22 protein-coding genes and 2 tRNA genes are annotated in these 24,184 nt (G+C 40.1%); 16 read left to right on the top strand and 8 right to left on the bottom strand.

Annotation, left to right across the window (positions count from 1 at the left end; translation table 11 throughout):
* Nucleotides 1-30 precede the first annotated feature (30 nt).
* The 3 genes from PZB74_RS22515 (at nucleotide 31) to PZB74_RS22505 (ending at nucleotide 3,120) form a co-directional block, all read left to right on the top strand.
* The gene (locus tag PZB74_RS22515) at nucleotides 31-1,695 is read left to right on the top strand and encodes a T9SS type B sorting domain-containing protein (RefSeq protein ID WP_302239700.1); all 1,665 of its coding nucleotides are present in this window, start codon (nucleotides 31-33) and stop codon (nucleotides 1,693-1,695) included.
* 76 nt (nucleotides 1,696-1,771) lie between these two features.
* Entirely contained in the window at nucleotides 1,772-2,104 is a 333-nt protein-coding gene (locus PZB74_RS22510; RefSeq protein ID WP_302239697.1) for a YbaB/EbfC family nucleoid-associated protein, read from the top strand.
* A complete protein-coding gene (locus PZB74_RS22505) occupies nucleotides 2,104-3,120 on the top strand; it encodes a glycosyltransferase family 2 protein (protein ID WP_302239694.1) in 1,017 nt (338 codons plus the stop codon). Before PZB74_RS22510 ends, PZB74_RS22505 begins: the two co-directional genes overlap by 1 nt.
* Here PZB74_RS22505 and PZB74_RS22500 read toward each other — a convergent pair.
* The gene (locus PZB74_RS22500; RefSeq protein ID WP_302239691.1) at nucleotides 3,117-3,332 is read right to left on the bottom strand and encodes a PspC domain-containing protein; all 216 of its coding nucleotides are present in this window, start codon (nucleotides 3,330-3,332) and stop codon (nucleotides 3,117-3,119) included. The genes PZB74_RS22505 and PZB74_RS22500 overlap by 4 nt on opposite strands.
* Before the next feature lie 137 nt (nucleotides 3,333-3,469).
* Here PZB74_RS22500 and PZB74_RS22495 point away from each other — a divergent pair, with 137 nt between their 5' ends.
* Both PZB74_RS22495 and PZB74_RS22490 read left to right on the top strand, forming a co-directional pair.
* Nucleotides 3,470-5,278, top strand: a complete 1,809-nt coding sequence (locus PZB74_RS22495; protein WP_302239688.1) for a hypothetical protein — start codon at nucleotides 3,470-3,472, stop codon at nucleotides 5,276-5,278.
* Nucleotides 5,279-5,427: 149 nt separating this feature from the next.
* Nucleotides 5,428-6,408, top strand: coding sequence for a pyruvate dehydrogenase complex E1 component subunit beta (locus tag PZB74_RS22490; RefSeq protein ID WP_302239685.1), 981 nt, complete (start codon nucleotides 5,428-5,430; stop codon nucleotides 6,406-6,408).
* A gap of 58 nt (nucleotides 6,409-6,466) precedes the next feature.
* On the opposite strand, the gene ffh is transcribed toward PZB74_RS22490, so the two are convergent.
* Nucleotides 6,467-7,792, bottom strand: a complete 1,326-nt coding sequence (ffh, locus tag PZB74_RS22485) for a signal recognition particle protein (RefSeq protein ID WP_302239683.1) — start codon at nucleotides 7,790-7,792, stop codon at nucleotides 6,467-6,469.
* A gap of 561 nt (nucleotides 7,793-8,353) precedes the next feature.
* Here ffh and PZB74_RS22480 point away from each other — a divergent pair.
* A complete protein-coding gene (locus PZB74_RS22480; protein ID WP_302239681.1) occupies nucleotides 8,354-8,800 on the top strand; it encodes a hypothetical protein in 447 nt (148 codons plus the stop codon).
* Nucleotides 8,801-8,900: 100 nt separating this feature from the next.
* On the top strand, nucleotides 8,901-10,157 hold the full coding sequence (locus PZB74_RS22475; protein ID WP_302239679.1) for a DEAD/DEAH box helicase: 1,257 nt from the start codon (nucleotides 8,901-8,903) through the stop codon (nucleotides 10,155-10,157).
* Nucleotides 10,158-10,162: 5 nt separating this feature from the next.
* On the opposite strand, the gene PZB74_RS22470 is transcribed toward PZB74_RS22475, so the two are convergent.
* Nucleotides 10,163-11,374, bottom strand: coding sequence for a bifunctional alpha/beta hydrolase/OsmC family protein (locus PZB74_RS22470; protein ID WP_302239678.1), 1,212 nt, complete (start codon nucleotides 11,372-11,374; stop codon nucleotides 10,163-10,165).
* A 551-nt stretch (nucleotides 11,375-11,925) separates the two neighbouring features.
* A tRNA-Met gene (locus tag PZB74_RS22465) sits at nucleotides 11,926-11,999 on the bottom strand.
* Between the two features lie 185 nt (nucleotides 12,000-12,184).
* Between PZB74_RS22465 and PZB74_RS22460 the strand changes: the two genes are divergently transcribed.
* The 6 genes from PZB74_RS22460 to trxB all read left to right on the top strand — a co-directional run bounded on the left by PZB74_RS22460 (nucleotide 12,185) and on the right by trxB (nucleotide 19,220).
* Nucleotides 12,185-12,595: an START-like domain-containing protein gene (locus PZB74_RS22460; RefSeq protein ID WP_302239677.1), complete on the top strand. Its 411-nt coding sequence runs from the start codon at nucleotides 12,185-12,187 to the stop codon at nucleotides 12,593-12,595.
* 86 nt (nucleotides 12,596-12,681) lie between these two features.
* Entirely contained in the window at nucleotides 12,682-14,364 is a 1,683-nt protein-coding gene (locus PZB74_RS22455) for an LptF/LptG family permease (protein WP_302239676.1), read from the top strand.
* A gap of 167 nt (nucleotides 14,365-14,531) precedes the next feature.
* The gene (gene rpsO / locus PZB74_RS22450; protein ID WP_302239675.1) at nucleotides 14,532-14,807 is read left to right on the top strand and encodes a 30S ribosomal protein S15; all 276 of its coding nucleotides are present in this window, start codon (nucleotides 14,532-14,534) and stop codon (nucleotides 14,805-14,807) included.
* A gap of 170 nt (nucleotides 14,808-14,977) precedes the next feature.
* Nucleotides 14,978-17,104, top strand: coding sequence for a polyribonucleotide nucleotidyltransferase (gene pnp, locus PZB74_RS22445; RefSeq protein WP_302239674.1), 2,127 nt, complete (start codon nucleotides 14,978-14,980; stop codon nucleotides 17,102-17,104).
* Between the two features lie 139 nt (nucleotides 17,105-17,243).
* Complete coding sequence (locus tag PZB74_RS22440; protein WP_302239673.1) at nucleotides 17,244-18,107, top strand: sigma-70 family RNA polymerase sigma factor; 864 nt, start codon at nucleotides 17,244-17,246, stop codon at nucleotides 18,105-18,107.
* Between the two features lie 138 nt (nucleotides 18,108-18,245).
* On the top strand, nucleotides 18,246-19,220 hold the full coding sequence (trxB, locus tag PZB74_RS22435; RefSeq protein WP_302239672.1) for a thioredoxin-disulfide reductase: 975 nt from the start codon (nucleotides 18,246-18,248) through the stop codon (nucleotides 19,218-19,220).
* 49 nt (nucleotides 19,221-19,269) lie between these two features.
* On the opposite strand, the gene PZB74_RS22430 is transcribed toward trxB, so the two are convergent.
* Both PZB74_RS22430 and PZB74_RS22425 read right to left on the bottom strand, forming a co-directional pair.
* Nucleotides 19,270-19,698, bottom strand: a complete 429-nt coding sequence (locus PZB74_RS22430; RefSeq protein WP_302239670.1) for a GNAT family N-acetyltransferase — start codon at nucleotides 19,696-19,698, stop codon at nucleotides 19,270-19,272.
* Nucleotides 19,699-19,724: 26 nt separating this feature from the next.
* Nucleotides 19,725-20,678, bottom strand: coding sequence for a PhoH family protein (locus PZB74_RS22425; RefSeq protein ID WP_302239668.1), 954 nt, complete (start codon nucleotides 20,676-20,678; stop codon nucleotides 19,725-19,727).
* A 103-nt stretch (nucleotides 20,679-20,781) separates the two neighbouring features.
* Here PZB74_RS22425 and PZB74_RS22420 point away from each other — a divergent pair, with 103 nt between their 5' ends.
* The 3 genes from PZB74_RS22420 (at nucleotide 20,782) to PZB74_RS22410 (ending at nucleotide 22,339) form a co-directional block, all read left to right on the top strand.
* The gene (locus tag PZB74_RS22420; RefSeq protein ID WP_302239667.1) at nucleotides 20,782-21,549 is read left to right on the top strand and encodes an SAM hydrolase/SAM-dependent halogenase family protein; all 768 of its coding nucleotides are present in this window, start codon (nucleotides 20,782-20,784) and stop codon (nucleotides 21,547-21,549) included.
* A 61-nt stretch (nucleotides 21,550-21,610) separates the two neighbouring features.
* A tRNA-Leu gene (locus tag PZB74_RS22415) sits at nucleotides 21,611-21,694 on the top strand.
* Nucleotides 21,695-21,922: 228 nt separating this feature from the next.
* Nucleotides 21,923-22,339, top strand: coding sequence for an Ohr family peroxiredoxin (locus tag PZB74_RS22410; RefSeq protein WP_302239666.1), 417 nt, complete (start codon nucleotides 21,923-21,925; stop codon nucleotides 22,337-22,339).
* Nucleotides 22,340-22,392: 53 nt separating this feature from the next.
* On the opposite strand, the gene PZB74_RS22405 is transcribed toward PZB74_RS22410, so the two are convergent.
* Nucleotides 22,393-23,004, bottom strand: a complete 612-nt coding sequence (locus tag PZB74_RS22405) for a hypothetical protein (RefSeq protein WP_302239665.1) — start codon at nucleotides 23,002-23,004, stop codon at nucleotides 22,393-22,395.
* Nucleotides 22,997-23,929 carry a hypothetical protein gene (locus tag PZB74_RS22400; protein WP_302239664.1) on the bottom strand — a complete coding sequence of 311 codons (933 nt, stop codon included), beginning with the start codon at nucleotides 23,927-23,929 and terminating at the stop codon, nucleotides 22,997-22,999. The genes PZB74_RS22405 and PZB74_RS22400 overlap by 8 nt, the downstream gene beginning before the upstream one ends.
* Nucleotides 23,930-24,184 lie beyond the last annotated feature (255 nt).

The raw sequence follows: 24,184 nt of genomic DNA, 5'->3' as shown, positions 1-24,184 counted from the left end.
TGACACAAAACGAAGCCAACTAACACTGCATTGCGTATTTGTAAATTACTATGTGCTTTCCTGCTCTTTTGCAGTTTTCTACCCGAAGCATTTGGGCAGGTCAGTAGTCCTAAAAATCGCTTTGAAGTAGATGTAATTAAAGGCTGTGCGCCCCTTACCATTACTGCTACCAATACTTTTGTGGCTTCACCCATGCCTCCCATTGCCTGGAATTTTGACTGGAACGGAGATCAGGGGTCAGTAGAAGTTGACCCTGATGCCTCTCCCCAGACAGCGGAATACACATATACTGAGCCAGGCAGTTACCTCGTATTGCAAGTATTAGGTAACCAACAGGATGTAATTGATACGCTTCGTGTAGAAGTGATGGAGCCACTAGAACCTCGTTTTAATGTATATAACTGCATTAACAACAGTGTGTATATAGATTTTAGCGAAGAGTTTTACTACGAGCAGCTCTATATTGAATTTGGCGATGGCAATACACAATCAGTAAGTACCAGCCAGGGCTTTTTAACTTATCAGTACGCCAGCGCAGGGGCTTACACTATTAGTGCAGAAGGTAGGTTTACAAATGCTGCCTTTAACTGCGCTCAATCCGATACTACCATCACTACTATTCTGGATCTGGATATTGCTAATATTTCTCAGGTTGAAGTAGTGGGCGAGCAGGAAATACAATTAGCCTATAATCTGGCAAACCCCAATGTCGCTTATCGGTTAGAAGTGGACGAGAACGGTAGAGGAACTTACGATCTGGATGCAGTAGAGCTTGACAACAGCAGCAGTACTTATAACTGGACGAATGCTAATATCAGTACCTCAGAAAATTACTACTGCTTTAGGATAGTTGCCGTTAACCGTTGTGATGAATCTTTTAACCAAGAGTCCAATGTGGTTTGCAGCATTGGCCTGGAAGTTACCCCTGCACATCTTCAGAATGAGCTGAACTGGTACAGTTCAGGCTATTCTACCTACCGCTTACTAAAAGACAATTCCCTGCTTAGCGAACAAAGTAGTACTAACTATACTGATACAGAGGTAAACTGTCAGCAAAGTTATAGCTATCAGGTATCAGCCGAAAGCAATGGTGCTATTAGCCTTTCTAACCAACTTCAGGTTGCTGCCATCTCAACTGAAGTACCTGAAGGGCCTGCCGGGCTTAGCATCAGTCTTCAATCTACCAGTGCATCTCTAAACTGGGTTGCCGTAGCGGAGGCTGAGCAGTACTATATCTACCGCTCAGTAGATGATGAAGAGGCAGTCCTGTATGATTCAGTCAGTACACTAAACTACACCGATCCACGAGAACTGGCGGTAGAAACAACCTATTGCTATCAGTTAAGCTACCGAGACCTGTGTGGCGTTGAATCAGAGCTTAGCGAGGAGGCTTGCGTGCTGATACCTCGGCAGGCTCGCGTTTTTTTTCCTAATGCTTTTAGCCCAAATGGAGATGGCCTTAACGATGAGTTTGTCTACAAAGCAGATCTTTTAGAATCGGTGCGGTTTCAGGTGTTTAACCGCTGGGGAGAGTTGATTTTTTCTACACAAACTGTCGGCAAAGGTTGGGATGGAACTTACCAGAATGCTGATGCCCCTCAGGGTACTTACCTTTTTGTGCTGGAAGTAGTAGACCAGTTAGGCAATTCATTTAGCAAGTCAGGCAAATTTACCCTAATCAGTGGGCGCCCCTAAAAACAAGCAGGCGTAGTATTACGTTGAATTGTTCTATATTTATGCCAATAATCATTCACCTTTAAATGACAGTACTATGTTTGATATGAATAAAATGATGGAGAAGGTAAAAGAGGTGCAGGAGAAAATGAAAGAAGCTCAAGACAAGCTGGAAGATATTACTGCCTCAGCCGAAGCCGGTGCGGGTATGGTAAAAGCTACCGTCAATGGCAAAAAACAGGTAATTGACATTGAAATAGATAGTGATATCATAAAACCTGAAGACAAAGAAATTATTCAGGACTTGGTAGTAGCTGCTGTAAACAAAGCGCTAACCGAGGTAGATGCTAAAGCTAAAGAAGAAATGAAAAAATCTACCGAAGGTTTTATGCCTAATATTCCTGGCTTTGACTTTGGAAATATGGCCTAATGGAACAGGCAGCAGTTATTATTTTAAATTACAACGGCCTACACTTTCTGCAACAGTTTATGCCCTCGGTTCAAAAATACAGCCGCGGGCATCGTATTATTGTAGCCGACAACGGATCTACAGATAGCTCCCTAGATTTTTTGAGAGCCCAGTATCCCGAAGTAGAGATCATGGCTTTTGAGCAGAACTATGGCTTTGCTAAAGGGTACGATGAAGCTCTCAAACGAATAGACAATAAGTATAGCATACTACTTAACTCTGATGTAGAGGTAACCGAGAACTGGATTGACCCAATAATTGAGTTCATGGAAACCGACGAACAGATTGCCGCTTGTCAACCAAAAATCAGGGCTTTCCATAATAAAGATACCTTTGAGCACGCCGGTGCTGCTGGCGGTTTTATAGATAGTATTGCCTACCCATTCTGTCGGGGAAGAATTCTGGATAAGCTGGAAAAAGACAAAGGTCAGTATGATGATATCAGGCAGGTGTTTTGGGCAAGCGGTGCCTGCTTTTTTGCTCGTACAGCTATCTACAATCAACTAGGCGGCTTTGATGCTATTTTTCACGCGCATATGGAGGAGATAGATCTATGCTGGCGAATAAATGCTTCCGGCTATAAGGTCTTTTTTCATCCGGGAAGTACAGTTTATCATGTAGGAGGAGGCACCATGCCGGTAACTAATCCTAAAAAAACCTATCTAAACTTTAGAAACAGCACGGGAATGCTCTACAAAAACGCTCCGGCTTCCAGTCTGTGGACTAAAGTACTTTCCAAACTGCTAATTGATACTGTGGCAGCACTTAGCTTTTTGTTAAATGGCAAATACAAAGATGCAAAAGCGGTAATGCTGGGTAATCTGCATTTTCTTACTAACTTGCGCCGCTGGCAGCAGAGAAGAAATATAGTTCGTCAATGGCGAACGGAGCATAAGCTTGGTACGATTTTTTCGGGTTTAATAGTGTCTGAGCGTTACTTAAAAGGAAACAAACGCTTTAGTCAGCTTAAGTTTTAACTTCGGATTTGATTATACTGCTTTCTAAGATGTCTTCTGAGGTTCATGATAAAGGCAAGACCTAAATAGACAAATAGGGGAGAACCAAAGGTGAGAAACGATGCATAGATAAAAAACAAGCGAATACTTGAGGTAGAAATATGTAAAATTTCACCTAAACGGGTGCAAACACCAAAAGCTTGTTCTTCAAAGAAATATTGTAACTTTCTCATATTCGTGCATTGGAAATAAAACAAAAATGATATCCCTTTGTTCAACTCTTATCAAAAATAACTATTTTTTCGCCAAAATTGTAATATTGGTAATAACCTAATAATTTCGCATCACCAACTAACCAAACTTTTAAATTATGAATCAAGTGAAAAATTTACTGTTTACTTTTATACTTCTTGGCTTGGTCGCTTTTTCGGGGTGTAATTCCCTTAAAAAGATGGTTAAGATGGCTGAAGATCAGGAATTAACTGTAGAGCCCTCTCCTTTAGAAGTACACGGTGATCAGGTTGCTTTCGATATGTCAGCTACTCTTCCAGTGAAGATGCTGAAAAAAGAGAAAGTATATACACTGAACACTTTCTATAAGTATGGCGACGACAGCGTGGAAGTAGGAAGCGTTGAATTTCGTGCCGAAGACTTCCCTAATGGTGCTGAACAACAGCCAAAAAAATCTGAGTCATTCACTTTTGACTACGATGGTGAGTCAATGGATGATGGTTACCTTTTTGTGCAAGGTGTAGCTTCTGACCCTAATTCTGGTAAGACTGCCGAAACTCCTATGATGCAGGTAGCAGAAGGACTTATCACTACTTCACAGTTAGTGCAGGTGCCTTCTGGTGTTGACGGAGTTCTTTATGCAGATCATGGATACAACACTGGTGAAGAGTTGGAGCCTACTTACGTTAACTTCTACTTCGCTCAGGGTAGCTCTTACTTAAGACCTTCTGAGGTACGTAGTGATCGCGGTGAGAGATTCAGAAACTTCATTGCTGAGAAAAACGTAACCCGTTCAGTAACTATTACTGGTACTCACTCTCCTGAAGGATCTGAAAGAGTGAACGAAAACCTTTCTCAAGATCGTGCTTCTCGTATAGAAGAGTACTACAAAACTCAAATGGATCGTTACGACTACTCTGACGCTGCTGATGAAATTAACTTTATCCTTAAGCCTGTAGTAGAAGACTGGAGTGGCTTAAGAGAAGCTCTTCAGGAATACGATGGTATCTCTCAGTCTGAAAAGCAGGAGTACTACAACATCATTGATGGATCTGGATCTTTTGAAGAGAAAGAAGACGAAATGCATAAACTTTCTACTTACAACAAAGTATTTAGAGAAGTTTATCCTGACTTAAGAGCTGCTAAAACTGAAGTACTTACTGTTAAAGAAAAGAAAACTGAGTCTCAAATCTCTGTGCTATCTAAGCAGGTTTCTGAAGGTTCTGTAAAGTCTGATACTCTTTCTGAGCAGGAACTACTTTACGGAGCAACTTTAACTCCTTCTCTTGATGAGAAAGCTGCGATCTACGAAAAAGCTATTGAACTACATAATAGCTGGGTTGCTCATAACAACTTAGGTGCTGTTTATTTACAGCAGGCTATGGAAGCTAGCAGCTCTCAAATGGAAGACTACTTAGGTCAGGCTCAAACTCAGCTTGAAACTGCTGCTCGTATGAACGACAACGCTGAGGCTCACGCTAACCTTGCAATTATTTACGCTCTTCAGGGTAACAAAGAGAAAGCAAGAGACGAAGCTTCTAAAGCAAGCAGCATGCAGGCAAGCACTCAAGGTGGTTCTGCTGCTATTAACGGTGTAAAAGGTGCTGTAGAAATAATGCTTGCTGAGTACGATCAGGCAGTTTCTACACTATCTAACGCTTCTGAAACCGCAGTTAACCTATTTAACCTAGGTCTTGCTCAGGTTCTTGCTGGTAACTACGAAAACGCGATCACAAGCTTCGAAGAAGCTCTTAATATGGATAGTGAACTTGGTGTAGCTAGCTACGGTATCGCCGTTGCTAATGCCAGACTACAGAATGAAAGCGCAATATACGAAGCATTAGGTAATGCTGCTAGCGCTGATTCTGAGCTTCGCGAAAGAGCTGTATCAGATCTTGAATTTAGTAATTACAGCGAGTCTGCTCAGTTTAAAGAAGCACTTCAATAATTCAGGTTTAAGATTTGGTGATGGTTTTATAAAGCCTTCCTGCCTAAGGAAGGCTTTTTTCTTATTAATGCGTTCAGCAAGCCGTTCTTATTTTGTTAATTAGTGCTTGTTGTACTAATTTAGGCCCTTCATACAACTTAGGATAAAGCATGAGAGAAATACAATTCAGAGAGGCCGTACAAGAGGCCATGTCAGAAGAAATGCGCAGGGATAAAAATGTATTCCTGATGGGTGAAGAAGTGGCAGAATACAACGGAGCATACAAAGCCAGCCAGGGAATGCTGGATGAGTTTGGTCCCGATCGTGTCATAGATACCCCTATTGCAGAGCTAGGTTTTACCGGTATTGGTATCGGAGCTGCAATGAATGGACTTAGACCTATCATTGAATTTATGACCTTCAACTTCTCTTTGGTAGCTATTGACCAGATCATCAATGGCGCAGCCAAAATGATGTCTATGTCTGGAGGCCAGCTACCAGTGCCTATCGTATTTCGCGGACCGACTGGAAACGCAGGTCAGCTAAGCTCTCAGCACTCTCAAAACTTTGATAACTGGTACGCAAATACTCCCGGCCTAAAGGTAGTAGTGCCTAGTACCCCTAAGCAGGCTAAAGGTCTCCTAAAAGCTTCTGTTCGTGACAATGACCCTGTCATATTTATGGAATCAGAGCTAATGTACGGAGATAAAGGCGACGTTCCTGAAGATAATGAGTTTCTATTACCCATTGGAGAAGCAGAAGTCACTCGTGAAGGTTCTGATGTTACTATCGTCTCTTTTGGCAAGATGATGAAAGTTGCGCTTGAGGCAGCTGATGAACTAGCTAAAGATAACGTATCTGCAGAGGTTATAGATCTTAGAACTATTCGTCCTATAGACTACCAAACAGTAGTAGACTCTGTAAAGAAAACTAACAGACTGGTAATTGTGGAAGAGGCTTGGCCTTTAGGTGCTATTTCTTCAGAAATTACTTACCATATCCAGCGTCACGCTTTTGATTATCTGGATGCCCCGATAAGAAGAATCAACAATTGGGATGTACCACTTCCATACGCACCTACCCTAATAGAGCAAATTCTTCCTAATGCCAAGAAAACCATTCAGGCTTGTAAAGATGTGATGTATATCTAAGAGAACATAAAAAAAGAGCAGCGAAAGCTGCTCTTTTGCTTTTATAAGTAGTATGATTTTATGCGAAAGGATTGATATTGGCCAATCCCTTTTTGTTGCCCATCTTGTTCATTTTCTTCATCATCTTTCTCATCTCCTCAAACTGTTTAAGTAAGTTGTTTACCTCCTGTACAGAAGTGCCGCTTCCTGTAGCAATTCTTTTTTTCCTGCTGCCATTAATCAGGTTAGGAGTTCCTCGTTCTTCAGGAGTCATAGAGCGAATGATAGCTTCTATAGGCTTAAAAGAGTTGTCGTCAATATCAATATTCTTTAAAGCTTTGTTCATGCCAGGGAGCAGCCCTAAAAGGTCTTTAATGTTACCCATTTTTTTGATCTGCTGTAGCTGAGAAAGAAAGTCATCAAAATCAAACTGATTTTTTCTAATCTTTTTGTTTAGCCTCTCTGCTTCTTCTTCATCAAATGCCTGTTGAGCCTTTTCTACCAGCGTAGTAACATCACCCATATCCAAGATACGGCGTGCCATACGATCTGGGTAGAAAATGTCAATAGCATCCATTTTCTCACCATTACTAACAAATTTGATAGGCTTTTCAACTACCTTTTTAATAGAAAGTGCTGCTCCACCACGAGTATCACCATCTAATTTAGTTAAAACGACACCATCAAAGTTTATTCGCTCATCAAATGCTCTTGCTGTATTCACAGCATCCTGCCCTGTCATAGAGTCTACAACGAAAAGTGTTTCGGCAGGATTTAATGATTCTTTAAGCGCGGATATTTCGTCCATCATGGCCTCATCTATGGCCAGACGACCCGCAGTATCCACTATTACTACTTTTTTATTGTTCTGCTTGGCATAGGCTAAGGCTTGCTGAGCTATTTCCAAGGGATTTTTATTTTCCTTATCAGCATAGACATCAACACCTATTTGTTCTCCCAATACTTTGAGCTGGTCAATTGCAGCCGGGCGATAAACATCACAGGCTGTCAGGAGTACTTCACGGTTCTGTTTCTTAAGGTAGCTGGCTAACTTTCCGGAAAATGTGGTTTTACCTGAACCCTGCAAACCAGAAATCAGGATTATAGCTGGATCTCCCTTAGTGTTGATACTGCTCTGCGTACCTCCCATAAGCTCGGTAAGCTCCTCTTCAACAATTTTGGTCAGGAGCTGGCCTGGAGAAACAGAAATAAGCACTTTACGACCAAGCGCCTTCTCTTTTATAGAGTCTGTTACTTCTTTGGCAACTTTGAAGTTAACATCCGCATCTATCAGAGCGCGGCGAATTTCTTTTACAGTAGTCGCAACGTTTACTTCGGTAATGCTTCCTTGTCCTTTCAGGGTTTTAAACGCCCTGTCTAATCTCGTACTTAAACTATCAAACATAAGTGTCCTCTTTTAATAATTGTGTGTCTGAGAGCAAGAGATAAACACACATAGCCTTATCTGGCGATTAAATCAGTAGTTTATGGATAAAAGTAATATAAAATGTGTATGCATCCTATTACTAAACTCTAGTCACAGTTCAACGTTCAAAGTTCGTGAAAAAATAGCCTTTATAAAAGTTGGTATAGTCATCTCTTTGCAAATTTGCAGCATTTTATCATAGAGGGGGATAATCTCTGCTGAGATATGCTGAATAATATTATTGTTCCAACTGACCTATTATCATTCCTACGTAAGAAACCTAAGTATTTATGTATTCACCTCTTCAACAAAAAGGCGTTCTTTTGTCTTTATCAGTATTTGCTTAGTGTAAAATACGCTATAAGATATAAGTATTGTAAAGAGAGGGGTGAGGAGAAAGATAGCACACCTGTCATTCTTCGTATAAAGAGCAATTCATTACTCACTACATCTATAGAATAGTTATATAAATAATTGCATTTATATAAATTATGCTATATTTATAATTGAAATAGTTATATACTTAATAAATATCATTCAATGAGTATCCTAGAACTTCTGACAGGCAAAAAGAAAAAGAGAGCCAAAGCCCACCTTAGCAATCTCCTTGCAGTAGCGGCTTCTGATGGTTCTTTTGATGGGCTGGAAGTAGATTATCTGCTTTCTATGGCTCAGCGTTATAACATTACAGAAGAAGAAGTAAAAAATATTAAGGATAACCCTGAAGCTTTTCAGTACGATCCTCCTACCAATGATCGTGAGCGCTTTGATCACCTTCATCATTTAGTTTGTATGATGCTGATAGATGGGGAGGTACACGATAGAGAAATAGAAATCTGTAAGCGATTTGCAACTACTCTAGGACTAAAGCAGGAGTTTGTAGATGATTTTATACAGGTAATTCAGGACGATCCCCAAAGAGAGACTCCGACTGAAGTTGTAATTGGTAAACTTTTAAAATTAGCTCAGGAAAGAGAAATGATATAAGCACGATTAGTGCTTAAATAATAAAACTCTTAAACAAAGTACGGTTGTTTCGCTTTTGAATAGCGGAAATAGCCGTATTTTTTTTTATATATTTGCTACAGTGCAAAAGCTAAAAGATAACCACATTAATTCTACAGATAATTTGACGTTTAAAGATTTCAACTTTCAAGAACAACTTCAGGAAGGTATAAGCGCGATGGGATTTGAGCAACCTACTCCGGTTCAGGAACAAGCCATACCCTCCATACTAGAAGGCAAAGATGTAATAGCATGCGCACAGACCGGAACGGGAAAAACTGCTGCTTATCTACTTCCAACCCTCAATGATTTAGTAAAAAACAGGAACGAAAATATCAGTACGCTGATTATTGTGCCTACTCGTGAGCTTGCCGTTCAGATAGACCAGCAGCTGGAAGGTTTTTCGTACTTCACTTCTATTAGTTCAATTACTATTTATGGAGGGAGTGATGGAGCAACTTTTGATCGTCAGAAGTCTGCACTCAAAAAAGGTACAAATATTATTGTCGCGACTCCCGGCAAACTTATGTCTCATCTTAATCTGGGCTATGTTAATCTGGATAACCTGCGTCATTTCATATTGGATGAGGCTGATCGTATGCTGGATATGGGCTTCTTTGACGATATTATGAGAATAAGCAGCTATCTGCCAAAGAAAAAACAGACCCTGCTATTTTCTGCTACTATGCCTCCTAAAATCAGGCAATTGGCTAAAAATATTCAGGAAGAACCTCTGGAGATAAATATTGCAGTTTCCAAAACAGCTAAAGGGATATTGCAGGCTGCCTTCGTCTTGTTTGACGATCAGAAATTACCTTTGCTTGAGCACTTACTAAAAGCTAAAAAAGTAGGCTCTCTTATTGTGTTTTGTGCACGCAAAGTTACGGTAAAAGAGATTAGCAAAGCGCTGGATAAGCTGGATTATGATATTGCCGCTATCCACTCTGACCTTGACCAGAGCGAGCGGGAAGACATTATGAGACGTTTTAGAAATAAGCAGTTACAAGTGCTGGTAGCTACTGATATACTCTCTCGTGGTATAGATGTAGACGGTATAGAATTGGTAATTAACTACGATGTTCCTAATGATGCGGAAGATTATGTGCACCGGGTAGGTAGAACCGCTCGTGCAGATAAAAAAGGAGCTGCATTCACTTTTATTGGACCAAAAGAACAACGTTCTTTCGGACAAATAGAGACTCTCATTGGTGAAGAAATCACTAAAGCTAAGCTGCCTGAACATATGGGGGAAACGCCAACTTACAATCCAAATAATGGAAGAAATGGCAAAAGCCGTAACAAAGGACGGAATGGCAGAAAAGGCAGAAGAAAAAGTTGAGAGAACTATGCTTCTCTCAACTCTGTGATGATTTTGGTCGGAGAGTTTAGTGTCTTATGTACCGGACATTTATTCGCTATTTCCAGTAGTCTTTCTTTTTGTTTTTGATCCAAATCTCCCTCAATTTCAATGATCCTTTCTATGTGATCAATCTTTTTTGCGTCCTCCTCACACTCTTTACAATCCTCTGCATGAATTTTTTCGTGCTTTAAATGAACCCTAACTTCTTGTAGAGGCCATTTTTTATGGTCCGCATACATCCTTAATGTCATACCAGTACAGGCTCCCAGGCTAGCGGCTAATAGTTCGTAAGGGGAGGGGCCAAGGTCAGTTCCTCCTGCATCCTGAGGTTCATCTGCGATTAAAGAGTGCTGCTCGGTCATAATTTCAGTAGTAAAACTATCTTTAGTGCGAGTTACCAGATGTTTGTCAGTTTTGAGAGGCGTAACGTCCTGAGTTTTAATGTAACGACTTACCCAAGAGGCTATTATATTTCCTACATACATAGAATCTTCCTTATTGCTAAGTAAGTGATCCGCCTGGTCTAGTGAAACAAATGACTTGGGGTGAAAAGCCTGTTTATAAATATCCGCTGCATTATCAATGGATACTACATTATCAATTGGGGAGTGTAGTATCAGAAGTGGTCTTTTAATTTCTTCAATTCTATGATGTTTGTGTACCTGCTCCAGGTCATCCAAAAATTGCTTTTTGATCATAAATGATCTTCCTCCGATATTTACTTCAGCTTTCCCTTCTTTTTCAATCTCATCAATATCAGTGGTTAGTAAGTGTGTTACATGCTGGGGCTCTGCCGGAGAGCCAATGGTAACGACTGCTTCTGCGGATTTAATATTTAGGCTGGCAACCAATACTGCAGTTCCTCCTAAAGAGTGACCTATCAACAGCTTGGGTGCTTCGTACTCTTTCGTCAGATAGTCTGCGGCGGCTTCCAGGTCGCTTACATTAGAGGTAAAGTTGGTATCTGCAAAGTCACCCTCACTTTCTCCTAAACCAGCAAAATCAAACCTGAGTACAGCATATCCGACCTGGGTAAGTGCTCTGCTTATGTTAGCAATTGCTGTAAGGTTTTTACTACATGTAAAACAATGAGCAAAGATGGCATAAGCTTTAGGGGTATTATTCGCAGGTTTTTCCAGTCGTGCTGCCAACTGCAGGCCTTCTTTATTTTTGAATTGAACTTTCAATGCTGTCATAGGTATAGTTTTACGAAAAGATAAGGACAATAAGCAGAGTAAAAAAGTCTGATAAAAGACAATAATATGTGCATTATGAGTTATCTGAGTGATTTAATGCAGATAAAAATTTTCATTCATCAGAATCTCTTAAAAATAAAATCTCAAAAAAGTCTACCAAAAGAGAAATAATATCCATTATTTTGTGTAACTATATCAACATTTAATTGTGATATTACGTAGTAATTACGTATATTAAAAGAGGCTTCTTACCGCATATAGATGTCACTATCAACTTTAATTACATGCATCTGGTTTGCTTTTTTTCTGGTCATTGCACTATTGGTAGTTTATGACAGAATAAAAGTTGCAAAGACAAATAGGTTGCTGAAGCAAAAAAAAGCTGAGCTAAACTCCAGAATCCCTCACACTCCAGCTTAAACAAATCCTCAATATTTCCTGACCCGGGTATTTTACCTTGGTAGCCTGCCCACGTTTAATATCTTAAGTATAAAAACTACAGTAAGGGCATAAAAAAACCGCTTATACAATTTGTATAAGCGGTTCATAAGTAGCGAAGACGGGAGTCGAACCCGTGACCTCAGGGTTATGAATCCTGCGCTCTAACCATCTGAGCTACCTCGCCATTTTTTATCATCTGTAGCACCTCTTGTGCGAAATGAGTTGCAAAATTACGAACTTACTTTTTAAGAACAAGTTTCTGGCGAATAAAAATTTTTTTAGGCCATAATTTTTGGTTGTCGGTCTAATAAAATAATCCTACATTGCAGAAAGGCGGTTTACACAAGGTAAGCCAAAACCATACGCTATATGGAAGATAAGCAATATACGGCTGAGTTTGAATTTAAAGCATCACAAAAAATGCTTTACCCCTACCTTAACACACCCGGTGGCTTAGCCCAATGGTTTGCTGATGATGTAATAGTAAACGACGATAAAGTGCTTGTCTTCTTTTGGGATGAAGAACAGCATAAAGCTCGAATTGCCAGCCAAAGACAAAATAAGTACATTAAGTTTGAGTTTCTGGAGGATGGAATAGAAACAAATGGTGAGCCACCCCTAGAACTACCGCCTTACATAGAAATTGATCTTGATACTAATGAACTTACCGGTACTGTCTTCATGAGAATTACCGATACTGCCACTTCTGAAGATAGCGATGAGTTGCATGAAATCTGGCAACACCTGACCGATAGCCTTAAAGAAATTGTAGGCGGCTAGTCTTTATAAGAACAAATCTTCAATCTTTTTTTGCCAAATCTTCTAATAAATGAATATTTGCAGTCCTTATTGCGTTAGGGATTAGAATGAAAAAGCTTGATAAATTTATCATATCGTCTTTTGTAGGGCCATTTCTGCTTACTTTTGTAGTGGTGGTGTTTATACTGCTTACGCAGTACATGCTCAAGTACTTTGACGATTTTGTAGGAAAAGACCTGGGTATGGATGTGTTTGCTGAGCTTATCATGTACTTCAGCATTAACATGACACCGGTAGCATTGCCTCTGGCGGTCTTACTATCTTCCCTGATGACCTTTGGTAATTTAGGAGAGCATTTTGAGCTTACTGCCATAAAAGGTGCTGGTATCTCTCTTACCCGTACGGTAAAGCCTCTTTTCTTTTTTGTTCTCTTTATTTCTTTTCTAGCCTTTTTATCTAACAATTATGTAGTGCCTAAAGCTAACCTGAAAGCATATAGCCTACTTTATGATATTAAGCAGAAAAAACCAGCGCTGGATATACGTGAGGGCGTTTTTTACGGAGGGATACCGCAGTATGAAATTAAAGTAAATAAGAAGTACCCTGATGGGGAAACTCTGAAGGAGATAATTATCTATGATCATCGTAATGGCCTGGGCAACAAAAATGTGATCATTGCGGATTCGGGTAAGATGTATACGGTAGATAATGACCGCTTTCTTAAACTGGAACTGTTCAATGGTAACCGCTACTCTGAGGAAAACATGCCGGGCACACGTGGCAATGCACGGGGCGATACTCGCTTTACCCGTAATAGTTTTGATGAAACTACTATGGTGTTTAGTCTGGCCTCTTTTGACCTCCAAAGAACTAAAGAAGAGTACTTTGCCCAACACCGTCGGATGAAGACCATGAACGAATTGGAAGAAGCTATAGACTCTCTTAACAATGAAAAGCTAGCTATAGAATACCAGGCCTTTACCAGTTCTCCGTCTTTTTACAGCTACCATCTTCGCTACGATACCCTCATGCCCCAAGAAATAGAGCGTAAAGCTTTTGAGATTGCTCTTAGCGATACCAGCTTAACCATCTATGATACCGATACTATAACTGATGATAGTTTAAGAATGACAATTGAACGTCAGCAGAGTGAAAACTCATCAGTTACAGCTTCTGCCCGTAGCAGGTTGGTGTCTCAGGTAAAGCAGCAGCAAAGGCAGAAGAGAATGCGCAGCTCTCAGAACAGCAAAGAAAAATATATACCCGCAGAGGTTGACTCTAGTCTGATTCAGAAGGTGGATACTTCTTTTTCTGAGACTGAGTACAGTTCCGTAGTCGCTAAAGCGTTAAACCAGAGCAAAACCATTAATAATACATTACAGATTAATGCTTCTAAAATTCAAAAACTTCAGCGGGATATAAACAAAGACCTGTACGAAAGCAGAAAGAAGATCGCTCAGGCAATTTCCTGTATTATTATGTTTCTGATTGGAGCACCTTTAGGGGCTATTATTAAAAGGGGAGGCTTAGGGTTTCCTGTCCTTATTTCTATCTGTTTTTTTATCGCTTTTTATGTCCTGACAGAAATGAGTAGAAAATGGGCGGATGACCTTTTGATGGATGCTGAGATTGCTGTATGGTTCCCTAATATGGTATTGTTGCCTTTTGGTATACTGTTTATGCTACAGGCACGCTTAGATACCAGAATACTGGAACCTGATTTTTATAAGATATGGCTGGATAAGTTGGGGAACAGGTTGCGTCTGTTAAAAAGGAAATTCGCGGTTTGAGCTTTAAAAGACGTTTTTAAGTAATTTTGCTCGCCATGAACTTATACGATGAAAAGAGAGTTTGTGGGTAAGAAAAAAAATTCCATTAAATTACAGGCTATTTTGAAAAAATCCATTATAGTCTCTACCTTTGTGCAAATTTTGAATAACTATACTCTATTATAAACATGTATTTAACCAACGAGAAAAAGCAAGAGATATTTGAAAAGCATGGTATTGCTAAGTCTAAGACTGATACCGGCTCTGCTGAGTCTCAGATAGCTCTTTTTACTCACAGAATCAATCACTTAACGGAGCACCTCAAAACAAACAAGAAAGACCACTCTTCTCGTCTAGGCTTGTTAAAGTTAGTAGGTAAGAGAAGAAGATTATTAGAATATCTTCAGAACAATGACATTGAGCGCTACAGAGCAACTTTAGCGGACTTGAACTTAAGAAAATAACACCATGGGGAATCCACGTAGATTCCCCTTCTGCATTCCAATTCGTTCCCTTTTTTCTTATCTTATGTGGATTAGAGTACTGTTTGACCAATCAGTCTCAACTATTTCACCCGACAATAGTTATCATCTTCACTAGATGGAATTACTTTTAGAAATATTAGATCTTAGATATGCATCCTAACGCAATTACGAAAGAAGTTACACTCGCTGACGGCAAGGTTATTACAATAGAAACCGGCAAGTTAGCAAGACAGGCAGATGGTGCCGTAGTAGTTCGCATGGGCGATACCATGCTGCTTGCTACCGTCGTAGCTAACAAAGAAGCTCGTGAAGGAGTAGATTTTCTTCCTTTGTCTGTTGATTATCAGGAAAAATTTGCCGCCGCGGGTAGAATTCCCGGCGGATTTGTAAAGCGCGAAGGTAGACTTTCAGAGCACGAAATTCTGGTAAGCCGCCTTGTAGACAGAGCTTTACGTCCTATTTTTCCTAGTGACTTCCATGCTGAGGTGCAGGTAAACATTAGCCTTATCTCTGCTGATAAAAAAGTAATGCCTGATGCGCTTGCCGCCTTCGCTGCTTCTGCGGCTATTGCGGTATCCGACATACCTTTTGCTGAACCCATTTCTGAAGTAAGGGTAATCCAGCATAAAGGAGCATATATTGTAAACCCTGAGGTTGATCAAATAGCTGAAGCTGAGCTAGACCTAATTGTGGCCGGTTCTAGCAAGAATATCATCATGGTAGAGGGAGAAATGGATGAAGTGAGTGAGAAGGAAATGCTTGAGGCGATCAAAGTAGCTCATGAAGCTATCAAAATTCAATGTCAGGCTCAGCAGGAGCTTTCCGACCAACTGAACCCTAACAAGCGTGTGTATGAGCACGAGGTTCATGATGAAGAGCTGAAAAAAGAAATCTTTGATAAATATTACGAGCAATTCTACAGTGTATATGCAGAAGGAATAGCTAGCAAAGAAGAGCGTAGAGAGAAGTTCAACGCCATTAAAGAAAGCTACACTGAAAGCCTTCCTGAGGAACACGAAATTAATCTGGATCTGGTAAGCCGATATTTCGGAGAAGTTCAGAAAAAAGCAGCGCGTAATCTGGTGCTTGACGAAAAGAAAAGACTGGATGGACGCCAGTTAGATGAAGTTCGGCCTATCTCATCAGAAGTGGGTTATTTGCCTACAGCACATGGCTCTGCCATCTTCACCAGAGGTGAAACTCAGTCGCTAACTACAGTTACGCTGGGTACTAAACTGGATGAACAGATGATAGATGGAGCTATGATCACCGGAAGCAGTAAATTTATCCTTCACTACAACTTCCCTGCTTTCTCTACCGGAGAGGTAAGACCAAACCGTGGACCAGGTCGCCGTGAAATCGGCCATGGTAACCTTGCTTTCAGAGCTCTTAAGAAAGTTTTACCTAAAGATGAGGATAATCCTTACACCATACGAGTTGTATCAGATATTCTAGAATCTAATGGTTCTTCTTCTATGGCAACTGTATGTGCAGGTTCTCTTGCGCTGATGGATGCTGGTATTCCTGTTTCTGCCTCAGTTTCTGGTATTGCCATGGGACTTATCACAGACCCTGAGTCAGGTAAATATGCGGTTCTTTCTGATATTTTAGGGGATGAAGACCACCTGGGAGATATGGACTTTAAAGTAGCGGGTACTTCTAAAGGAATTACTGCCTGCCAGATGGATATCAAAATTGATGGTTTGTCTTTTGAAGTGCTGGAAGAGGCCTTAGAGCAAGCTAACCGTGGGCGTATGCATATTCTGGAAGAAATGAACAAAACCATTTCTCAACCTAACGAAAATCTTAAAGCAAACGCTCCTCGCTCAGTATCTATCAAAATTGAGCGTGATATGATTGGGGCTCTTATCGGTCCTGGTGGAAAAGTAGTACAGGAGATTCAGAAAGAAACTAACACTACTATTGTTATAGAAGAAATAGATGATAAAGGACATGTTAATATCTTTGCTTCTGACGAAGAAGATATGAATAGAGCCTTATCACGAGTGAAAGCGATTGTAGCAGTACCTACTGTAGGTGAGATTTACGAAGGTACGGTTAAATCTATCATGCCTTTTGGTGCTTTTGTGGAGTTTATGCCAGGAAAAGACGGCTTGCTGCATATCTCTGAAATAAAATGGGAACGTCTGGAGAATATGGATGGAGTAATGGAAGTAGGAGAGCAGGTAAGAGTTAAGTTAGTAGACGTAGATAAGAAAACAGGAAAGTATCGTTTATCAAGAAAGGTACTTCTTCCCAAACCAGAGAAAAAGTAATAGCATAGATTTTGTACAAAATCAAATGTTTCCGGGATTTAGCATATTAGTTTGATATCCTACGTCCTTAAAGGAACTAACGAATCATCTATGCTTGTTGCATGCATGTACATCACAAAATCAATCAAATCTTAAGTGAATGAGACAACTAAAGATTAGTAAACAGATTACTAATAGGGAAAGTCAGTCGCTGGACAAATACCTGCAGGAGATAGGAAAAGTGGATCTGCTGACTCCCGATGAGGAAGTAGATCTGGCTAAAAGAATAAGATCAGGAGATCAGCTGGCGCTGGAGAAGCTGACTAAGGCAAACCTTAGATTCGTAGTGTCAGTTGCCAAACAATATCAAAATCAAGGGTTGACCTTAGGCGACCTTATCAATGAGGGTAATCTGGGCCTAATCAAAGCAGCACAAAGATTTGATGAAACTCGTGGGTTTAAATTTATCTCCTATGCGGTATGGTGGATACGACAGTCTATCCTACAGGCACTGGCAGAGCAGTCAAGAATAGTGAGACTACCACTAAACCGAGTGGGCTCTCTTAATAAAATATCAAAAACGTTTTCTGAACTGGAGCAGAAGTATGAGCGTGAGCCTTCTCCTGATGAACTGGCCGACGTACTGGAGGTAACTACCAATGAGGTAGTAGATACCATGAAAATTTCAGGACGTCACGTATCAATGGATGCTCCTTTTGTGCAGGGAGAAGAAAACAGCCTGCTAGATGTACTGGAAAACGATACTGAAGATACGCCTGACTCTTCTTTGATGAATGACTCTCTAAGAAGAGAAGTTCAGCGAGCACTATCAACCCTAACCCAACGCGAGGCTGACGTAATTACACTTTATTTTGGCCTTAATGGTGAGCATGCCATGACATTGGAAGAAATCGGTGAAAGATTTAACCTAACTCGTGAACGTGTGAGACAAATTAAAGAAAAAGCGATTCGTCGTTTACGTCATACTTCCCGTAGTAAAGCACTAAAGCCTTATCTTGGCTAAAAAGATATCATTTGATTGATAAAAAAAGGTCTCTACACAGAGGCCTTTTCTGTTTTAAAGGAAAGCGATAACTTTGTTTATAGGCAATCGTATTTATAAACAAATATCAATATTTTCATATATTCAAATTAACGACAAATGACTAAAGAAAAAGTCAATGTATTAATATTAGGGTCAGGCCCTGCCGGATATACAGCAGCTATTTACGCTTCAAGAGCTAATCTAAATCCCGTGTTGTATCATGGTAATCAGCCTGGAGGTCAGTTGACCATTACCACCGATGTAGAAAACTATCCTGGCTACCCTGAAGGTATTATGGGCCCCCAGATGATGTTGGATTTTGAGCAGCAGGCTAAGAGGTTTGGTACTGACATACGTAATGGATTGGCTACTTCTGTAGACTTTTCATCATATCCTCATAAAGTAATAATTGACGAACAACACGAAGTTGAAGCAAACGCAGTGATTATCGCTACCGGGGCTTCTGCTAAGTGGTTAGGTTTAGAGTCTGAAGAAAAACTAAACGGTAAGGGAGTGTCTGCCTGTGCGGTATGTGATGGATTCTTCTTCCGTGGCCAGGAGGTTGCTGTAGTTGGAGGAGGAGATACGGCAGCAGAAGAAGCCAGCTATCTGTCTAAACTTTGTAAAAAAGTATACCTATTAGTTCGTAGAGACGAAATGCGTGCTTCTGCTATTATGCAAAAAAGAGTAGAAAGTGCTGACAATATAGAAATTCTTTGGAATACAGAAACTGAAGAGATTCTCGGAAAAGAGGAAGTAGAAGGTATGCGCGTGGTAAATAACCAGACTGGTGAGAAGAAAGACATAGCTATACAGGGCTTCTTCGTAGCCATTGGGCATCAGCCTAACACGGCGATTTTTAAAGACTATATAGACATGGAAGATAGTGGCTATATAAAGACTATTCCGGGTACCTCTCGTACTAACGTAGAAGGTGTATTTGCTTCTGGCGATGCCCAGGACCATGTGTACCGTCAGGCTATTACCGCAGCAGGTACCGGCTGTATGGCAGCACTGGATGCTGAACGCTTTCTGGCAGCTAAAGAACTGGGAGTAGTTGAGGGTATCCCTACTATTTCAATGAAGGAGTAACATTAAGTAACTGATGTAACGTAAAAAAAGGGCTTTTTATAAGCCCTTTTTATTTTTCCATGAGATAATGTTTTATTCCGCATTCGGTAAACTCATCGCCTATGGTCTCAAAACCAAATTTTTTATAAAACGGAATTGCGATCGTTTGCGCGTGCATGTATTTTTTTTGTTCACTAACGTTAGGATCTTCCTCAATATCAGCCAGTAACACACGCAAAATCTCCTGGCCTACACCTGAATTACGATAGTTTTTTAGTACAGCAAATCTTTCCAGCTTAATACCTTTCTCGGTTTGCCTCCAGCGTGCCGTACCACAGGCTACTCCATCTACAGTTGCTAAAAAATGAGTGGAGGTTTCTTCAAATTCGTCATACTCATCTTCAGGAGCTACTTCCTGCTCTTTCACAAAAACTTCTTCCCTTATTTTAAATATTTGTTCCAGTTCTGTCTGGTTTGCTACTTTTCTGACTTCTATCAATTGTTTCTTGTAGTTTATGTAAAAATCTATTTACTGATATCATTTTCAGCACGATCGTATGCTTCAATAATATCTTTGACCAGCTTATGCCTCACTACATCTTCGCCACTAAGCTCTACAAAGCCTATACCTTTCACGTCTTTGAGCACGTTTAGGGTTTCAATCAAGCCAGATTTATGATTTTTTGGTAAATCTATCTGTGAACGGTCACCCGTAACTATTACTTTAGAATTAGGACCCATACGAGTAAGAAACATCTTAATCTGCATAGGGGTAGTATTCTGCGCCTCATCCAGTAAGATAAAAGCATTCTGCAGGGTACGACCTCTCATATAAGCCAGAGGAGCTATTTCAATAACCTTGTTTTCCTCATAAAATTTTAGTTTTTCGCTGGGTACCATGTCAAAAAGTGCATCGTAGATAGGGCGGAGGTAAGGGTCAATCTTTTCTTTTAAATCACCAGGCAAAAAACCAAGATTTTCTCCAGCCTCTACTGCCGGTCTGGTGATAATAATTTTCTTGACACGCTTATTTTTTAATGCTTTAACAGCCAGCGCTACTGAGATATAGGTTTTTCCGGTACCAGCGGGTCCTATAGCAAATACCAGGTCATTTTGAGCGGCAGCTTCAACCAAAGATCTCTGGTTAGTCGTTTTAGGTTTAATGACTGCTCCCCGAGTACCGTACAATAAAATCTCATCATCACCAGCGATAAAGTCAGGCTTGTTTTCGCTATTGATTAAGGTTTGTACATTATCTTCTGTCAGTTTTCCGTATTTATGGTAATGTGCAAGGAGAGAATTCAGTATGTCATTAATTTTGATAATTTCGGGCGTACTGCCCTGTATGCGTATTTCATTCCCCCGCGAAACAATTTTGCTTTCAGGAAAAGCATTGGAAACCTGTTTGATGTTTTTATTTTCTACTCCTAAAAAGTCCAGGAGCGATATGTTTTCCAGTGTAATTATCTTTTCTACCAAATGCTCTAAAGTCTAGTTGAATAATTTATCTAACTAACGATTAATGTCTTGAATAATGTTTACTTTTGCTATTTAAAATTAGAGAAATTTTTAGATCGTTTCCATGCCGCTGATCACATTTACGTCAGATTTTGGTCTGACCGATTATTACATTGCTGCGGTCAAGGCTAAACTATATGCAGATAATCCTTCTCTAAATATTATTGATATTAGCCATCAGATTGACAGCTTTAGTATTGCACATGCTTCATTTGTTTTACGTTCGGTATATAAAGATTTTCCTCAAGATACTGTACACTTAATTGCTGTAGGAGCCTCCTCTTATGCTGAAGAGTACATTGCTGTGCGAATGGATAACCACTATTTTGTAAGTGCAGATAATGGAATTATCAGTTTGTTAAGTGAGCAGGAACCACAGCAGATTGTAAGTTTACCTTCTGCGCATACCTCAACTTTTGCCGCCAAAGATGCCCTGGCTCCGGCAGCGGCAGCCCTGGCATCAGGTAAAAATATGGAGGAGATAGGAGAGGTAGTGCATCAGATGAACCGAAAAATCCCTCGCCAGCTTAAGGCTAACAAAAAAGGTATTTCAGGAAATGTTGTTCATGTAGATCACTACGGAAACCTGATAACCAACATTGACCGCTATACCTTTGATGTACTCAGCAAAGATGTAGAATATGAAATTGTGTTTGGCAGGGAGCATTTTTTTAAAGTCAACAAAGCTTATTATGATGTAGACTACGGTGAGTGTGCACTTTTCTTTAATCATCTGGGGCTGTTGGAAATTAGCATTAACCACGGGAGTGCATCGGACCTCCTCGGTATGAGCTACGATAGCCCGGTACAGATTCATTTTAAGCGTGACTGATAAAAAAATCAGCCAAAGCTTTGTAATTTAAATAGAGCTCCATAGTTTTGCAGACCCTTACGCCTAGGTGGCGGAATTGGTAGACGCGTTGGTCTCAAACACCAATGAGGTAACACTCGTGCCGGTTCGACTCCGGCCCTAGGTACAAGAAGCCTGTAAGTTTAACTTGCAGGCTTTTTTCTTTTCTCTACAGTATATATCCTTCTCAAATGCTGCATTTTTCAGGTTTACTATAGAAAGTTTACTTAGAGTAGACGCAGTTCTCCACACAAATTTTTTACAATACTTACTGCATATAGTGAAATTTCTAAACAAATAGAGGGTAAATCATTTTATGTGATAGTAAGTATTTAATTAGAAATTTTTTAACAATATGGAAACTATATATTCTAGCACAGTAACTTCTAAAGGTGGCCTGTACGGACATGTAAGCTCAGAAAATAATGCTCTTGATGCCGATGTGTATATGCCTACTGGCACTAATTCTGAGAAACAGAAAGGTACTACCCCTGAGCAACTTTTTGCGGCTAGCTATGCTGCATGCCTGGAAGGTACGCTATACCACATAGCTAAAGTACATAATGTGGAACTGAAAGATACCCAGGTAACAGCTGAGGTTAAGGCTGTACAGGTAGAAAAAGGTGACTTACGTTTTGCACTTGACCTGAGTGTTAGTATTCCTGATGTGGATCAGGATAAAGCGCAGAACATACTAGACAATGCGTACAAAAATTGCCCTCTTACCAAGGCGACTAAAGATAATATGGAGGTAAATGTAAGTCTGGTGTAAAACCTGAATTATAGATGATAGGAGAGCCTACTAAGTAAAATTGCAGGCTTTTCTTATTCCATATCAGATAATAATACCTCCCAAACCCATTCCCTCTCTTTACCAAACTGTTTGGGTTTTTTCTTTACCAGTATCTCAATATTCCTTCTTTCAGGAGTACTTTGAGTTGGTAAAACCTGATCAAAGCTAAGCGTACCCTGGTAGTCTTGCGTTTCGCTGGCATAGAGCCTTTGATAAAACTGTATGTTTCTGACTTCAAAATTATATTCATGACCATCCTCAGAGGCAATGGCTTCCAATAAGGTTTTAATGTTCATTTGTTTACCTTTGGTGTAGATAGACACCTCATCGTGGGCAAACAAAGCAAGGGCCTGCTGCATAATTTTTTGACGGAATACAGTATCTAATTCCTGTTTACTCAGTAGCTGTAGGTAGGCAGAAAAATCTTCCAACTTTTGTATAGCTCGCTTTTCAAAGGCAGCAATTTCTTCTGAAGATAACTGAGATGCACTAAACTGGGTGGCAAGCTCCTGGCTTATCTGAACTTCAGCCGCCGCACTGGCTAGCTCATCCTGTACCTGCTCACGGTGTGTGGTGGCACAGCTCGCCAGTACAAGCAGTAGCATTAATAATAAATGTCTGATTATCGTCTCCTGGCTATTCATCTTCGTTTACTTTGCTTTGTCTAAATCTTAGCTCCCGAATTTTGTCACCGCTATAGAGCATATCCAGAATTTCTATGTTCTTCAGGCTACGTATAGGTGTGGTTAATTTGTCTATAAATTCCTGTTTGTTGTAAAGCTCCATACCTATGTGCCCCTGTTCGTACATTTGGTAGATACGTGCTTCATCCAGTATCATACTGTCTAATTGTAGCCTTCTTTGCTCCCAATCTGTTACTTTAGATTTTGAGAACACATGTATCATCCACGCATAATCGTTGGTTTTAAGAATAACTTTCTCAGTAGTCATTCCTCTGTCCATTAAGCGTACAATAGTGTCTGTTTGGTAATAAGGGCCTTTAACGACTAGTCGTAATTCGTCTTCATAAGTGCTCAGTTGTACACAGCCTTCCTGATCGGGATCTAAATAGTAGGGTGACTGTTGGTTTTGCAGTACGGTAATGTTAAGTCCACCATTGATAGGCTGCTGACTGTAGGCATTCACAAAGCAAAACTGATACAAATAGGGCTGAGAGTTTTGATAGTAAAACATGGCAAGTAGTACCAGGCAAAGAGGTACACCTACCCAAAACACATAGGCTTTTTTTAAAAGAAGACTCCTATGTTCAGAGCTTTCTATCTTATGCTCAGCCTTAAAAACTTCCCAGTTTTCGGCACCTACGTATTGGCTAAGCAGGTTAAGCATATCAATTCTAGGCAGGCGCAACTGCTCTGTTTTGAAGTGGTTATAAAACCATTTTTCACTTACTCTTCCATTTGCCCGCCTCATAAGATCTTCCTGAAAATATTGTATTTCCTTGCCTTTCCAGTCTCTTACATCATTGGCAAGTGCTGGGTAGGTCTCACGCAGCTGGCAAACAACCTGCTGCTTAAGTAAATGGAAATATGTCTTTTCTGTTTCTGCCATCAGCTCTTCTTAAGATAGTCAGAAATCTACAAACTGGCTTTGTAAAAGCTCTGCATCCTTTGTAAAACAATTTACAATGGCTTTTCCTGCTATATTTTTTCTCTCACTAATGCAATACTTTATGTTGATGCTGCACCTAAAACTAAAAACGATGGATACGATCAAATCAAAATCGCTAAAAGTGATCAAGCAATTTTTGCTGTGGATGTGTGGAAGTGCCGTCACCTTTATTCTCTTACTACTGCTAATGATGAG

Source organism: Porifericola rhodea, from assembly GCF_030506305.1.
GTDB classification, from domain to species: Bacteria; Bacteroidota; Bacteroidia; order Cytophagales; family Cyclobacteriaceae; genus Catalinimonas; species Catalinimonas rhodea.
Note: the sequence above shows the minus strand (reverse complement) of the source record. Positions and strands in the feature narration are given on the sequence as shown.